This is a genomic window from Falsiroseomonas sp., assembly GCF_051859025.1.
Classification (GTDB): Bacteria; Pseudomonadota; Alphaproteobacteria; order Acetobacterales; family Acetobacteraceae; genus Falsiroseomonas.
Window position 1 is genome coordinate 59,407 of sequence record NZ_JBHYGL010000004.1, and the last position, 15,328, is coordinate 74,734.

Below are 15,328 nucleotides of genomic sequence, written 5' to 3' on the forward strand. Positions count from 1 at the left end.
CATGGCCGGGGCGCCAGATCAAATTGGGAACGCCCGCGCTTGTGCCAGGGGGGTGGGGGAGGGCAGATTGGGCCCTCATGTCGCTCACGCTGCACCTCCCCGATGAAACCGCCACCGCCGCGCTGGCCGCCCGTGTCGCGCGGCGCGCCCGGCCCGGGGATGCGGTGCTGCTGGAAGGCCCGCTCGGCGCCGGCAAATCCGCCTTCGCCCGTGCCTTCCTGCGCGCTGCATCCGGCGATCCGGCGCTGGAGGTGCCATCGCCCACCTTCACCCTGGTGCAGTCCTACGACCTGCCCGCCGGCCCCGCCTTCCATTTCGACCTCTGGCGCCTGGATGGCCCCGGCGGCCTGGCGGAGCTGGGGTGGGAGGAGGCGCGGGACGGGATCGTGCTGGTGGAATGGCCCGACCGCCTTGGCGATTGGCGGCCCGACAACGCCCTGGTCATCACCCTGGCGCCTGGTGCCACGGAGGATTCGCGCGTGGCGACGTTGGCGGGATGGGACGGGCGGATCAGGGATTTGACGGCATGATGCGGGCGGCGGAGGCGGCGTCCTTCCTGGCGGAGCATGGCTATGGCGCGGCGGATTACGCGCCGCTGCCGGCCGATGCCTCCTTCCGCAGCTACGCCCGGCTGCGCGGCGGCCCGCGCCCCGTGCTGCTGATGGACGCGCCGCCGCCGCAGGAGGATCTGCGCCCCTTCCTCGCCATCGCCGCGCATCTGCGCGATGCCGGGCTCTCGGCGCCCGCCATCATCGCGGCCGACGTGACGCGCGGTTTCTGCCTGGTCGAGGATTTCGGCGCATCCACGGTGGCGCAGCTGCTCGATGCCGGGGACGACCCAGCGCCCCATTACCTCGCCGCGACGGCGGCGCTGGCCCGGCTGCACGCCGTGGCCCCGCCGGATGGCCTTCCGGCATGGGGCATCGACCGCATGACGGAAACCGCCGGCGCCACTTTTCTTCAGTGGTGGTGGCCGGCGGCCTTCGGCGCGGCGCCCTCCGCGGACATCGCTGCGGCCTTTGAATCCGCGATGCGCGCCATGCTCGCGCCTTTCCAGGGAACCGGCTTCGTCCACCGCGACTATTTCCCCGCCAACCTCATGCCCCTGGCGGATCGCGCGGCGCCGCGCGATGTCGGCATCCTCGATTTCCAGGACGCCGCCATCGGCCACCCCGCCTATGACCTCGTCTCCCTGACCGAGGATGCCCGGCGGGACGTGGACCAGGGCCTGCGGGAGGCCTGCATCGCGCGCTATCTGGCGCTGCGGCCGGACCTCGATGCCGGTGATTTCCGCGCCGCCATGGCGGCCTGCGCGGCGCAGCGGCATCTGCGCGTCGCGGCGCTGTGGGTGCGGCTGGCGCGGCGGGACGGGAAGCCGCATTACCTCATCCACGGCCCGCGCTGCTGGGCGCAGCTGGGCCGCGCGCTGACTCACCCCGCCACGGCACCGCTGCGCGACTTCCTGGATGCGCATGTGCCGCCTTCCATGCGACAGAATCCCCTCGTTCTTCAGGACGCCACGGCATGATCGCCCTCTCCCACGCCATGGTGCTCGCCGCCGGCCTCGGCACCCGCATGCGGCCGTTGACGGATGACCGGCCGAAGCCGCTGCTGCCGCTGGAAGGCCGCAGCCTTTTGCACCATGCGCTGGATCGCCTGGCCGCCGCGGGCGTGACCCACCACGTGGTGAATGCGCATTACTTCGCCGACCAGGTGGCCGAATCCGTCGGCGCGCATGATGCGCCCGGCCGCCTGGTGCTGCGGGAGGATGTGCTGCTGGAAACCGGCGGCGGCATCACCAACGCGCTGCCCCATCTGGGCGAGGCGCCTTTCGCCGTCATCAATGGCGACGCCTTCTGGCTGGACGGCCCGACCCCGGCGCTCGATCGCCTCTCCGCCGCCTTCGACGATGCGGAGATGGACGCGCTGCTGCTGCTGGTCCGCACCGCCCAGGTGGATGGAGAGGTCGGGCGCGGCGACTTCCTGCTGGACCCGCTCGGCCGCGTGCGCCGGCCGAAGGAGCGGGAGATCTCCCCCTACCTCTTCGGCGGCGTGCAGATCCTCTCGCCCCGCCTGTTCCGGGATGCCCCGCCCGGCCCCTTCTCGCTGAACCTGCTCTTCGACCGCGCGATCGAGGAAGGGCGCATGTTCGGCCTGGTGCATGACGGCGCCTGGTTCCACCTGTCCACGCCGCGCGACCTGGACCGGGCGGAGACGATGCTGCGCGCGGGCATGCTCACCGCCCTTTTCTGAAGCGGCCGCATGAAGCCGCCACGCCAACCCTTCATGCGGCCGCCAAGGGCGTCACCGCCGGAGCCCTGATGCACCTCTACGACATCCCCGCCGAGCTGCCCTTCCTGGACTGCCTCGCGGCGGGGGTGCTGGATGCGTTGAAGGACCGGCCGCCGGAAGCCCTGGCGCGGGCCACCATCCTGCTGCCCACGCGCCGTTCCGCCCGCGGCCTGCGCGATGCCTTCCTGGCCGCGGCGGAAGGCCGGGCCCTGCTGCTGCCGCGCATGCGCGCGCTGGCCGGGCTCTCGACCGAGGATGCCGACGAACTCGCGCTGCCCGCGCTGCTGGACCTGCCCCCCGCCGTCGCGCCGCTGACGCGGCAGGCCGTGCTGACCGGCATGGTGATGCGCCTGCCCCCCCGCCATGGCGGCCCCGCCACCCCCGAACAGGCCTGGGGCCTGGCGGCCGAGATGGCGCGGCTGTTCGATGAGGTGGCGCTGGAGGAGAAGGACCCCGATCTGCTCAGCCAGGGCAACCCGCTGGCCTATGCCGAGGCCTGGCTGGCGCGGCTCGAGGCCCTGGTGCCGGGCGAACAGGCGACCCATTGGCAGATCACCACCACCTTCCTCCGCGGCGTCGCCACCGCCTGGGCCGGGTGGCTGGAGGGCGAGGGGCTGCTGGATATCGGCCTGCGCCGCGTCCTCGCGCTCCGCGCCCAGACCGAGGCCTGGCGCAGCGCGCCGCCGGAGGAGCCGATCATCGCCGCCGGCATCGGCGTCGGCGGCACCATCCCGGCCGCCGTGGAACTGCTGAAGGTGGTGGCCGCCCTGCCGCGCGGCGCCGTGGTGCTGCATGGGCTGGACCGCGCGGCGCTCGGCCAGGTGTGGGATGCGGTGTCGCAGGCACCGACCCACCCCTTCTGCAGCCAGGCCCGGCTGCTGGCGGATATGGGCGTGGAGGCGCGGCAGGTGCGGCGCTGGCCGGGCTGCGGCCTGCACCAGCCCCGCGCCGTGCCGGAAGCGCGCCCGACCCTGCTGGAAATGGCGCTCCGCCCGCCGGAGGGCATGGCGCCCTGGACCGTGCCCGCCCCCGCTTCCTGGCGCGCGGGCCTGCACGGCCTGCAAGTGCTGGCCGCCCCCGACGCGCAGACGGAAGCCGCCGCCATCGCGCTGCTGCTGCGGGAGGCGCTGGAAAAGCCCGGCGCCCGCGCCGCCCTCATCACCCCGGATCGCGACCTGGCGCGGCGCGTCTCCGCCGAACTCATCCGCCACGGCATCATCGCCGATGACAGCGCCGGCGAACCGCTGGGCCAGACGCCGACCGGCACCTTCCTGCGGATGCTGGCCCGCGCGGTGGCGGAAGATCTTTCGCCGGTTCCGCTCCTCGCTTTGCTCAAGCACCCGATCTGCGCGGCGGGGATGGCGCGGGCGGACTTTCTCGACTCCGTGCGGCTGCTGGAACGCCGCGTGCTGCGCGGGCCGCGTCCCCAGGGCGGCCTTGCCGGGCTGCGCGCCGCCATCGAAACCCTGTCGGAGGGCGCCAGCAAGCCCAAGCTCGTCGCGCTGCACGCGGCGCTGGAAGCGGCGCTTGGCGATTTTGCCTCCCTCCATGGCGCGCCCCGCCCGCCCGCCGACCTGCTCGCCGCCCATCTGGCGGCGGCGGAGGCGCTGGCCGCTACGCCGGAAGCGCCCGGCGGCCTCCGGCTCTATGCGGCGGAGGAGGGGGAGGTGCTGGCCTCCCACCTCGCCGACCTCGCCCCCGCCATGGCGCGCCTTCCGCCGCTCGACCCCGGTGCCTGGCCGGCGCTGTTCGATGCGGCGATCGAGGGCATCGCCGCGCGATCCGTCCGCGCCCAGGCCGGCCGCGATGCCGGCGCGCATCCGCGGGTGGAAATCCTCGGCCTGCTCGAAGCCCGGCTGCTGGCCTTCGACCGCGTGGTGCTGGGCGCGCTGGACGAGACGGTATGGCCGCTGGCGACCGATCCCGGCCCCTGGATGAGCCGCCCCATGCGCGCCCAGTTCGGCCTGCCCGAACCCGAGGCCCGCATCGGCCGCGTCTGCATGGACTTTTTCCTGTTCGCCTGCGCGGCGCCGGACGCGGTGCTCTCCCGTGCCGCCCGCCGCGGCGGCGCGCCGACCGTGCCGGCGCGATGGATCACGCGCCTCGAAACCTTCCTCTCCGGCCAGGACCTGAAGCTGCCGGAAAGCCAGGCCGCCCGCATGGCCGCGGCGCTAGACCAGCCGGCGGATGTCCTGCCGCTCCGCCGCCCCTCGCCCTGCCCGCCGGCGGCGCTCCGCCCGCGGGAGATCAGCGTGACGGAAGTGGCCACCCTGCTCGCCGACCCCTACGCCTTCTACGCCAGGCGCGTGCTGGGCTTGCGAAAACTCGATCCGCTGGATGCCGATGTCGGCGCGCTGGACTACGGCATCATCGTCCATGCCGCCCTGGCCCGCTTCGTGCGGGACGTTTCCGCCGCGCGGGAAGGCTGGCCGGGGGATGACGCGGCGCGGACCATCTGGGCGGAGGCGGCGGAGGAAGCCCTCGCTGCCCAGGGCCCGCGGCCGGCACTCGCCGCCTTCTGGCGCCCGCGCCTGGCGCGCATCGGCGCCTTCGTGATCGAGATCGAACGCGACATGCGCCGCGACGGCCATATCCGGCAGAGCTGGGTGGAGCGGGAAGGGCGCCTCGAACTCCCGCGCCCCCGCGGCACCGTCGTGCTGAAGGCGCGCGCCGATCGCGTGGACCAGCTGGGCGACGGCACGCTGGCGGTGCTGGACTACAAGACCGGCACCCTGCCCAGCACGGAGGATCTGGTGGACGGCACCGCGCCGCAATTGCCGCTGGAAGCCGCCATGGCCTGGCGCGGCGCCATCCAGGGCGTGCCCGACAGCCCCGTGCGGGCGCTGACCTATTGGAAGCTCTCGGGCGGGGAGACCGCTGGCGAGGTGAAGGCAATGATCACGGAGCCGGAGGAGGTCGAATCCGCCGCCGAGGATGCGCTGGATCGCCTCGGCCTGCTGGTGGACCGCTTCCTGCTGGGCGACGCCCCCTTCACCGCGCGGCCGCATCCCGCGCGCAGCACCAAGGGGGATGACTACGACCATCTCTCCCGCGTCGCGGAATGGGCGGATGCGGAGGGGGAGGAATGAAGGCACGCCGAGGTTGCCCGGGGGGAACGCTGCTCCCCCCGATATGCCCATTGACGACGGTCCAGGGCCGGTTCGGCCCTGGCGGATGGGGTGTGGGGAAGGCAGCGCCTTCCCCACGACTGTCCCGCTCATGAACCTCCCCCTCACCCCCCGCCAGGAAGCCGAGTTCGAGCAGGGCCGCGCCTCCGACCCCGCTTCCTCCGCCTGGGTCGGCGCCTCCGCCGGTTCCGGCAAGACCAAGGTGCTGACCGACCGTGTGCTGCGCCTGCTGCTCGCCCCCGGCACGCGCCCCGCCAGCATCCTTTGCCTCACCTTCACCAAGGCCGCGGCGGCGGAGATGGCGACGCGGCTGGCCCGCGAGCTCGGCCGCTGGGCGGTGGAACCGGAATCCCGCCTGGCGGAGCGGCTTTCCCGCCTGCTCGGCCGCGCGCCGACGCGTGATGACCTCGACACCGCCCGCGCCCTGTTCTGCCGCGTGCTGGAACTGCCCGGCGGCATGCGCATCAGCACCATCCACGCCTTCTGCCAGTCCCTGCTGCGCGCCTTCCCGCTGGAAGCCGGCCTCGCCCCCCAATTCGGCGTGGTGGAGGATGCGGATGCCCGGACCTTGCTGGCGGAGGCGCGGGAGGCTGTCCTCGCCGGGCCGATGACGCCGCGCGATGCGCTGGAGGCGCTTGCCAGCCTGGTGCCGCCGGAATCCTTCGCCCGCCTGGTGCAGGCGCTGGACGGGGACCGCGAACGCCTCTCCGCCGCGCTGCGCGGCACGGGGTCGCTGGAGGGCCTCTGCGCCGCCATCGCCACGCATCTCGGCCTGCCCGAGGGCGCGCATGAGGCGACGCTGGTCGCGACGGCGGCGGAGCAGGCGGACCGGGAGGCGGTGATGGCCGCGCGCCTCCTCCAGGCCAGCCGGAACGAGAATGACCAGGCGCGGGGGCTTCGCATCCTCACCTGGCTCGAACTCCACCCCGCGCATCGCGTGGCGCGCTGGGGGGAATGGACGGAGATCTTCCTGACCAAGGAAGGCACGCCCCGCAAATCCATGGCGACGAAGCAGGTCGGCCCCCGCCAGGCCGAATGCGCCGCGGTGCTGGCGCGGGAGGCCGAGCGAATCGCCGCGGTGGAGGGCAGCCGCCGTGCCTGCCGTCTGCTGGCCGCGACACGCGCGCTGCTCGCGCTCGGCGCGCCGGTGCTCGCCGGCTACGCCGCCCGCAAGCAGGCGCGCGGGCTGATGGACTACGATGATTTGATCCTGTCCGCCCAGCGCGTGCTGCAGGACCCCGGCAGCGCCTGGGTGCTGTTCAAGCTGGATGGCGGCCTGGACCACGTGCTGCTGGACGAGGCGCAGGACAGCAACCCCGCGCAATGGGGCATCGCCGCCGCGCTGACGGAGGAATTCTTCGCCGGCGCCGGGCGTGAAAAGCCGCGCGACGGACCGGCGGTGCCGCGCACGATCTTCGCCGTGGGCGACATCAAGCAATCCATCTACGGCTTCCAGGGCGCGGATGCCGCGGGCTTCGCGCGGTGGAAGGGGCATTTCGGGCGGCGCATCGCGGCATTGGGCGATGCGCTGCGCGACGTGCAGCTCAAGGTCTCCTTCCGCTCCACCGCGCCGGTGCTGGCCCTGGTCGATGCCGTCTTCGCGGCGGGGGAGGCACGGGACGGCGTGGTGAACCCCGGGGAGGAATTGCTGCACCGCCCCGATCGCGGCGGCCATGCCGGGCGGGTCGAGCTCTGGCCCATGCTGGAAGCCGCGCCCACCGAACCACCCCCGGCCTGGGAGGTGCCGGAGAACCCCGCCGTCGCCACCGGTGCCGATGCCCTGCTGGCGGAGTCGATCGCGGCCCGCATCGCCCACTGGATCAAATTCCGCACGCCGCTTGAAAGCCGCGGCCGCCCGATCCGCGCGGGCGACATCCTGGTGCTGCTGCGCAAGCGGTCCGGCGGCCTGCTGCCGCGCCTGGTGCGCGCGCTGAAGGAACGCGGCGTGCCGGTCGGCGGCGCCGACCGCATCCGCCTGATCGAGCAGATCGCGGTGCAGGACCTGCTCGCGCTCGCCGATGTGCTGCTGCTGCCGGATGACGACCTCCAACTCGCCGCCCTGCTGAAATCGCCGCTGGTCGGGCTGGATGAGGCGCAGCTCTTCGCGCTGGCGAATGGCCGCACGACCAGCCTCTGGGCCGTACTCCAGAAGGCGCGCGGCGCCGCCACGCCGGAAGGGCGCGCGGCCGACTGGATCGCCGGGCTGATGGCCCGTGCCGATCTGGTGACGCCGCACGCCCTGTTCGCGGAAGTGCTGGGCGAGCATCGGGGGCGCGAGAAGCTGCTGAAGCGCCTCGGCCCCGATGCGGCCGACCCCGTGGATGAATTCCTCAACGCTGCGCTCGACCATGGCAGCCGCCATCCGCCCAGCCTGCAGCATTTCGTGGGCTGGCTGCGGCGCGGCGGGGCGGAGGTGAAGCGCGAACAGGAAGGCGCGGGCGATGCCGTCCGCATCATGACCGTCCACGGCGCCAAGGGGTTGCAGGCCCCCGTGGTGATCCTGCCGGACACCATGGGCGGTGGCCGCGACAATGCCGATGTCCGCTGGCATGAGCCGGCGGATGGCACGCCCCTGCCGCTCTGGGCGCCGAACCGCGACCACCACGCCCCCGCCTACAGCGCCCTCCTGGCCGCGGAGAAGCAGGCGAGGGCGGAGGAGGAGCACCGCCTGCTCTACGTCGCGCTGACCCGGGCGGAGGACCGGCTGCTCGTCTGCGGCTGGCAGAAGAAGCGCCCCAAGGACGCACCCTGGAAGGAGGGCACCTGGTACGATCTGGTCGCCAAGGGCTTCTCCCGGCTCGATGCCACGGTGGTGGAGCCCTTCGACCCCGAGGCCTTCGGCGCCCCCGCCGAATGCCGCTTCGCGAGCGGGGAGGCCCTGGTCCTCTCCGCCCCCCAGGAAACTGCCGCCGTGCCCGATGGCCGGGACGCCCCGCCCCCCGCCGCGGCGGACCTGCCCGCCTGGGCCCGGACCCCCGCGCCGCCGGAGGGGGTGGTGGATGCCCTCTCCCCCTCCGCCGTGCCGGGGGAGAATGAGGGTGGCCCCGCCGCCGCCCCGCATGGTGCCGCGGACCCCACCGGGCGTCGCTTCCGTCGCGGCCGCATCGTCCATGCGCTGCTGCAGCATTTGCCCGAACAGGACCCCGCGCTGCGCGAAGCCGCCGGCCGGGCCTTCCTGGCCCGGCCCGGCCACGGGCTGGACGCGGGCGAGCAGGCGGAGACGCTGGCGGAGGTGATGGCCCTGCTGGAAGCCCCCGGCATCGCCGCCGCCTTCGGCCCCGGCAGCCTGGCGGAAGCCCCCATCGCCGGCCAGGTGGGCGAATTGCTGGTCAGCGGCCAGGTGGACCGGCTACTGGTCACGCCCGGCCGCGTGCTGGTGCTGGACTACAAGACCAACCGGCCGCCGCCGATCACCGTCGAATCGGTGCCGCGCCTCTATCTCCGCCAGATGGCGGCCTACCGCGCTGTGCTGGCCCGCGCCTTCCCCGGCCATGCCGTGGAATGCGTGCTGGTCTGGACCTATGGCGCGAGGCTCATGCCGCTGCCGAGCGATTTGCTGGATCGACATGCGCCCGGCGCATGACGCCCCGCGCCTGCCTCACGCGGCACTTGCTTGACCAGGGCCGACCCCGCCACGATCTTGCCATATAACAGCCGGGCCCCCGCCCGGCGCTGGAGACGACCCCCGATGAGCGAACTCACCAAGGCCGTGACCGACGACAGCTTCCGGCAGGATGTGCTGGAGGCCCCCGGCCCCGTGCTGGTGGATTTCTGGGCCGAGTGGTGCGGCCCCTGCCGCATGGTCGCGCCGATCCTGGACGAGATCGCCAAGGAATACGAAGGCAAGCTGACCATCGCGAAGGTCAACATCGACGACAACCCGATGACGCCGAACGACTATGCGGTGCGCGGCATCCCGACCATGATCCTGTTCAAGGACGGCAAGCCGGTGGACACCAAGGTCGGCGCGCTGCCCAAGGGCGCGATGAAGGAATGGGTCGCGAGCAAGCTTGGATGATCCATCCAAGCAAGCTCGGATGATTCGGGAAGCGGGGCGCTTCCCGGCGCCCCGCGCCTGACTACATGCGGGCGATGATCCATCGCCGCGCGCTGCTCGCCACCACTCTTCTGCCCCTGCCTGCTCTTGCCCAATCCGGCGATGCGGTCCGGTCGGACCGCGCCGCGTTCCGCCTGACCACCCTCGCCACCGGCCTGGAACACCCCTGGGGCGCCGCGCTGCTGCCCGATGGGCGGCTGCTGGTCACGGAACGGCCCGGGCGCATCCGCGTCGTGACGCCCGCCGGCCAGGTCTCCAACCCGCTGGCCGGCGTGCCGGAGGTCGAGGCCCGCGCCCAGGGCGGGATGCTCGACATCGCCGTCGCCCCGGATTTCGCGCGGACGAGGGAGGTCTATCTCTCCCACGCCATGCTGGTGCAGGGCGGCGCGCTGACGCGCCTTACCCGCGCGCGGCTATCCGCCGATGCGACGGCGCTGGAAGCCGTGACGCCGATCCTGGATGCGACCCCCGCCCAGGCCAGCGGCCGCAACCACTACGGAAGCCGCATCGCCTTCGGCCCCGATGGTCGCCTGTATCTCTCCACCGGGGACCGCCAGAACGACAAGATGCGTTCCCAGCGCCTGGACGATTTGGCCGGCAAGGTGCTGCGGCTGGAACGGGATGGCAGCCCGGCCCGCGGCAACCCCTTCCTCGGCCGGGCCGAGGCGCGGGCGGAGATTTTTTCCTATGGCCACCGCAACCCGCAGGGGCTCGCCTTCAACCCCTGGACCGGTAGCCTGTGGCAGGCGGAATTCGGCGCCCGCGGCGGGGATGAGGTGAACATCATCCGCCCCGGCCTCAACTACGGCTGGCCCATCGTCAGCCATGGCGTGGACTACAATGGCAGTGCCATCGGCACCGGCCAGAAGGTCGCGGAGGGGATCGAGGCGCCGCTCCATTTCTGGACGCCCTCGGTCAGCCCCTCCGGCATCGGCTTCTACACCGGCGCCGCCTTCCCGGGCTGGTCCCGCAGCCTCTTCGTCGCGGCCCTCAACCCGCCCGGCCTGGTGCGGCTGCAGACGGAGGGCGACCGCGTGGTGGCGGAGGAACGCTTGCTGTTCGATCGCCGCATCCGCATGCGCCAGGTCGTGGTCGCCGCCGATGGCGCGCTGCTGGTGCTGACGGATGAGGGGCGCGGGCGGATCCTGCGCCTCAGCCCGGCCTGAGGTCAGCGGCCGTCTTCAGTGGTCGTAATGCAGGCGGAGTTCGCGGCGCCCATCGGGCAGGCGCGATTCCGCCACGCGGTCGGCGGCATGCCAGAGCAGCAGCGCGGCAAGGCGCGTCGCCATGGCATCGCCGTCACCCTCGGAATCCCCCTCCTGGGCATCCCCTTGGGCATCCCCTTGGGCATCCCCTGGCCCTGCCAGGGGCGCGGCCCGGTCCCGCAGCGCCGCGCCGCGCCATCGCAGCGTGACATCCAGGTTGAATTCATCGAAGCGGCCGATGACCGAGACCGCGGTGCCGGGCTCCGCCTGCTGCGCCAGCAGGCCGGCGGCTTCCTCCATCGCGCCGCGCAGCCGGGCCACCACCTCCGTCCGCGCGCCCCAGGCGCTGCCGGCCTCGGTGGCGAAATCCTCCAGCGCCCGATGGCCGTCCTCCGGCCGCCACTGCGCATCCCTCTGCCGCGCGGCGCCGGCGCGGAAGGCGGCGTTCAGCAACAGGCCCACGACCAGCCCCAGCACGAGGGAGGAGGTCAGCAGCATGCGCGCGCTGTCGGGCAGCGCGGCGAAGACCTGCGGCGCGGCGTCGTAGGACACGCCGATGACGAAGGCCGTCCCCACCACCAGGCTGCGCCGCGCATCCAGCGCCCGCTGCACCACGATGCGCATGCCGGTGACGACGATGAAGGCGGCGGTGAAGAACAGCGCCGCGCCCGGCACGCCGGGCGGCACCGCCAGCACCAGCGCCGGCGCGCCGGGCATGAGGCCGAGCGCGATCCATAGCGCGCCGACCGCCAGCGCCACCCGCCGCGCCATGACGCCGCTGGCGATGGAGAGGCCGACGCTGCCCGTATAGGTGTTCGTCCCCGTCACGCCGATCACCCCGGCCAGCGCCGTGCCCAGCCCATCGGCCAGCACGCCCGCGCGGATGCTGCCGAAATCCGGCCGCTTCCAGCCCGCGTCATTGGCGCGCTGGCAGGCGAGGATGTCGCCGGAAGCGCGCGCCAGGCAGGCCAGCGCCCCTACCAGCACCCCCGGCAGCACCACCGGCAGCAGCGCCGAGGGGAGGGCGGGCATGGCCATCGGCCAATGGGGGAACTGCCAGGGGTAGGCATGCAGGGCCAGCGCCACCCCCGGCGCGGGCTGCGGCATCACGGCGGTGCCGAGGAGATGCAGGGAAATCCCGGCACCAAGCCCGCCCAGCACCGCGAGCGATCGCCACCGCGCGCCGCCCCAGGCCGCGAGGATGATGATCACGAGGATGGTGGCGAAGGGCGCCGCCAGGCCATGCGCGGGGTTGCGCGCGCCCGGCCCGAATCCCAGCATGAGCCGCAGCCCGAGCAGCCCGAGCGCCAGGCCGATCATCAGCACGACCAGCCCCGCCAGTTCCGTCGGCAGGTAGGGGCGAAGCCGCTGCACCAGGAAGGACAGGCAGACCTGGGTGATCCCCGCCGCCAGCGTCAGCCCCGCCACCGCGCCCAGGCCCCCCATCTGCGCCGCGACCAGCGCGGGCGGCAGATAGACCGCCGTGAAGGCGGCGGGCAGCAGGAAGCCCGAGCCGATGCCCCGGCGCCCCCAGGCCTGCAGCAGGGTGGAAACGCCAAGCGCGATCATCGCCAGCGCGATGTAGTTGGCGATGGCGGCGTCATCCGCGCCGGCGGCTTCCGCCACCACCCGCGGGACGATCAGCGTGACGGCACCCAGGCCGACATGCTGCAGCGCCGCGGGCCAGACGACCGAGGCCGGTGGCGCGGAGGCGAGTGCCCAGGCGGGCCTGCTGCCGGTGGTCATCGCTCGCCGTCTCCCGTGGTGACCGCAACGCTGGCCGGGCGCGCTGGCGCCCCGCCATTGTCGTCAGCCCTGGTCGAGCTTCAGGATCTCACCCGCGAGGTAGAGGCTGCCGCAGATCAGTACGCGTGAAGCTGGCCCATCCTTCGGGATCGCGGCCATCGCCTGCGCCGCCGTGCCGCCCGCCGTCGCCGCGCCGCCGCTGGCGGCGATGATGGCCTCGATCGGCATGGCCAAATGCTGGCCGGGTTCCGCGATGGCCTGGATGGAGGTGGCGGCGGGGATCAGCGGCGCCAGGAACTCCGCCGCCTGCTTCGACCCCTTCATGCCCACCAGCAGATGGCAGGGCCGGTCCGCAAAGGCGGTGCGGAGGTGTTCGCCGATCACCACGCCGGCACCGGCATTATGCCCGCCATCCAGCCACAACTCCCAGCCATCCGGCAACAGCGCCGCCAGGCGTCCCGTCAGTCGCTGCATCCGCGCGGGCCAGGTGGCGGAGGCAAGGCCGCGGGCGATCGCCGCCTCCGTCAGCCAGGCGGGGTTCCAGGCGCGCAGGGTCGCGATGGCGATGCCGGCATTGTCCGCCTGGTGCGGCCCGGCCAGCGCCGGCGGCGGCAGGTCCAGCACGCCTGCCGCATCCCGCCAGCGCAGCCGCCCATCCGGCTGCCGCGCCACGTCCCAGGCATCGCCACGCGCGAACAGCGCCGCTCCCTGGTCGGCGGCGACCTGGCGCAGCACTGCAAGCGCGCCCGGCGCCTGCGCGCCGGTGGCGCAGGGCACGCCGGGCTTGATGATCCCCGCCTTCTCGAAGGCGATTTTTTCGAGTGTGTCGCCGAGGAAATCCATGTGGTCCATGGAGATGCTGGTGATCGCGGTGGCGACCGGGTCGATCACATTCGTCGCGTCGAAGCGGCCGCCGAGGCCGACCTCCAGCACCAGCAGGTCGGCTGGCACGGTCGAGAAGAGATGCAGTGCGACGGCGGTCGTCACCTCGAACACCGTGATGGGGGCGCCGGCATTCACGCGCTCCACATGTTCCAGCGCCTCCGCCAGCGCTTCCTCGCCTACCAGCTCCCCGGCCAGGCGGATGCGTTCATGGAACCGCACCAGATGGGGGGAGGTATAGACATGCACGCGCAGGCCCGCGGCCTCCGCGATGGCGCGCAGGAAGGCGCTGGTGCTGCCCTTGCCGTTGGTGCCGGCGACATGGATCACCGGCGGCAGAAGCCGTTCGGGATGGCCGAGCTTCACCAGGCAGTCGCGCATGCGGCCCAGGCTCAGGTCGATCAGCACCGGGTGCAGCTTGTGCAGCCGGTCGATGATCTTTTCGCTGCGCGAGGCTGGGATGGCCTCGCTGCGCGAGGCGGGCAGGGTGCTCACGCTGGCCTGGGCGTCTCGGCCACGGCGTCCGGCGCGGGCAGGGCTGGCAGGTCGGGCGTGGGTGCCGTCAGGGGCATCGGCTCCCGCAGCAGGGAGATCACGCGCGCCAGCGTCTCCCGCATGTCATGCCGCTTCACCACCATGTCGAGTATGCCGTGCTGCAGCAGGTATTCGGCGCGCTGGAAGCCCTCCGGCAGCTTCTCCCGCACCGTCTGCTCGATCACGCGCGCGCCGGCGAAGCCGATCAGCGCGCCGGGCTCGGCGATGTGGATGTCGCCCAGCATGGCGAAGCTGGCGGTGACGCCGCCCGTCGTCGGGTCGCACATCACGACGATGAAGGGCAGGCCCGCTTCCTTCACCATCCGCGTCGCGATCACGGTGCGCGGCATCTGCATCAGGCTGACCGTGCCTTCCTGCATGCGCGCGCCGCCGGAGGCGGTGAAGACGATCAGCGGCGCATCCTGCAGCACGGCCAGCTTGGCGGCCGTGACCAGCGCCTCCCCCACCCCGGCGCCCATCGACCCGCCCATGAAGGCGAATTCGAAGGCGGCGACCACGGCCTTGCGGCCCTCGATGCTGCCCTGGGCGACCAGCACCGCGTCATCCATCGCGTTCTTCTGCTGGGCTTCCTTCAGCCGGTCGCCATAGCGCCGCTGGTCGCGGAAGCGCAGCGGGTCCGCCGGCGCCTTCGGCAGCTCGATCCGGGACCAGCCCTCATCCAGCGTCGCCTTCACCCGCGCATTGGCAGAGATCCGCATGTGGTGCCCGCAATGGGTGCAGACATGCAGGTTCCGCTCGAGGTCACGGTGGAAGATCATCTGCTCGCAGGACGGGCATTTGTGCCAGAGGTTGTCCGGCACTTCCCGGGTTCCCCCGAAGATCGCCTTCACCTTGGGCAGGGCCCAGTCGCTGATCCAGTTCATCGTACCCATGCCCTCAAGCGCCGGGCGCGCGCTCCGCACGCTTGGCTCGCCGGACTGCCGGCGGCGCCCGTCCGGGCGCTCGGCGCGCGAAGCCGCGCGCCGCCAGTCCTGGGGGGGGAGGTAGGGCGGGATGGGGGCGGGGTGCAAGCCCCTGCGGTTGTGCTACCCGCCCGGTCTGCGGAACCGCACCAGGATGTCCACCTCCCCCGGCCGGTCCTTCAGGGCCTGGCGGAGGATCGCGATCAGCGTCTCCGCCGAGACGTCGAGGTCCACGACCTGGGACGTCTCCTCATACAGCAAATGCGAATGGGGCGCGGGCACCGTGTCGAAGACCGGCTCCGCCGCCGTGCTGGGCAGCCGGCCGACCAGCCCGTGCTCCACCAGCAGGTCGAGGTGCCGGGCGATGTCGGGCCCCTTGGCGGCCAGGCCCTCCGCCACCGCCAGGCGGGTGATCTCGGTGAGCGTCAGGTGCGTCTCCGGCGTCGCCCGCAGCAGCGCCAGCAGCCGCGCGATGGGCCCCTGCACCGGCAGGCCCGCATGGCGCAGCGCATCCCGCACCACGGCGTCCACCGTGCGCCCCATGGCGTTCATCCTCCCCCC

At 73.0% G+C, this 15,328-nt stretch carries 11 protein-coding genes; 7 read left to right on the forward strand and 4 right to left on the reverse strand.

The genetic code is table 11. From position 1 onward, the window contains the following. Positions 1–77 precede the first annotated feature (77 nt). The 7 genes from tsaE (at position 78) to ACTIE5_RS07205 (ending at position 10,643) form a co-directional block, all read left to right on the forward strand. A complete protein-coding gene (gene tsaE, locus ACTIE5_RS07175) occupies positions 78–530 on the forward strand; it encodes a tRNA (adenosine(37)-N6)-threonylcarbamoyltransferase complex ATPase subunit type 1 TsaE (RefSeq protein WP_439549010.1) in 453 nt (150 codons plus the stop codon). Continuing rightward, positions 527–1,528, forward strand: a complete 1,002-nt coding sequence (locus ACTIE5_RS07180) for an aminoglycoside phosphotransferase family protein (protein WP_439549011.1) — start codon at positions 527–529, stop codon at positions 1,526–1,528. Before tsaE ends, ACTIE5_RS07180 begins: the two co-directional genes overlap by 4 nt. After that, positions 1,525–2,253, forward strand: coding sequence for a nucleotidyltransferase family protein (locus ACTIE5_RS07185; RefSeq protein ID WP_439549012.1), 729 nt, complete (start codon positions 1,525–1,527; stop codon positions 2,251–2,253). Before ACTIE5_RS07180 ends, ACTIE5_RS07185 begins: the two co-directional genes overlap by 4 nt. 68 nt (positions 2,254–2,321) lie before the next feature. Then, entirely contained in the window at positions 2,322–5,381 is a 3,060-nt protein-coding gene (gene addB / locus ACTIE5_RS07190; RefSeq protein WP_439549013.1) for a double-strand break repair protein AddB, read from the forward strand. A gap of 130 nt (positions 5,382–5,511) precedes the next feature. After that, a complete protein-coding gene (addA, locus tag ACTIE5_RS07195; RefSeq protein WP_439549014.1) occupies positions 5,512–9,003 on the forward strand; it encodes a double-strand break repair helicase AddA in 3,492 nt (1,163 codons plus the stop codon). 105 nt (positions 9,004–9,108) lie between these two features. After that, the gene (trxA, locus tag ACTIE5_RS07200; protein ID WP_092959691.1) at positions 9,109–9,438 is read left to right on the forward strand and encodes a thioredoxin TrxA; all 330 of its coding nucleotides are present in this window, start codon (positions 9,109–9,111) and stop codon (positions 9,436–9,438) included. 74 nt (positions 9,439–9,512) lie between these two features. Next, on the forward strand, positions 9,513–10,643 hold the full coding sequence (locus ACTIE5_RS07205; protein WP_439549015.1) for a PQQ-dependent sugar dehydrogenase: 1,131 nt from the start codon (positions 9,513–9,515) through the stop codon (positions 10,641–10,643). 15 nt (positions 10,644–10,658) lie between these two features. On the opposite strand, the gene ACTIE5_RS07210 is transcribed toward ACTIE5_RS07205, so the two are convergent. The 4 genes from ACTIE5_RS07210 to ACTIE5_RS07225 form a co-directional block, all read right to left on the reverse strand. After that, complete coding sequence (locus ACTIE5_RS07210; RefSeq protein WP_439549016.1) at positions 10,659–12,428, reverse strand: solute carrier family 23 protein; 1,770 nt, start codon at positions 12,426–12,428, stop codon at positions 10,659–10,661. 63 nt (positions 12,429–12,491) lie between these two features. Then, positions 12,492–13,796, reverse strand: coding sequence for a bifunctional folylpolyglutamate synthase/dihydrofolate synthase (locus ACTIE5_RS07215; RefSeq protein ID WP_439549096.1), 1,305 nt, complete (start codon positions 13,794–13,796; stop codon positions 12,492–12,494). Positions 13,797–13,801: 5 nt separating this feature from the next. Next, entirely contained in the window at positions 13,802–14,728 is a 927-nt protein-coding gene (gene accD, locus ACTIE5_RS07220; protein ID WP_439549017.1) for an acetyl-CoA carboxylase, carboxyltransferase subunit beta, read from the reverse strand. Between the two features lie 162 nt (positions 14,729–14,890). Next, entirely contained in the window at positions 14,891–15,310 is a 420-nt protein-coding gene (locus ACTIE5_RS07225; protein ID WP_439549018.1) for a transcriptional repressor, read from the reverse strand. Positions 15,311–15,328: the final 18 nt, after the last annotated feature.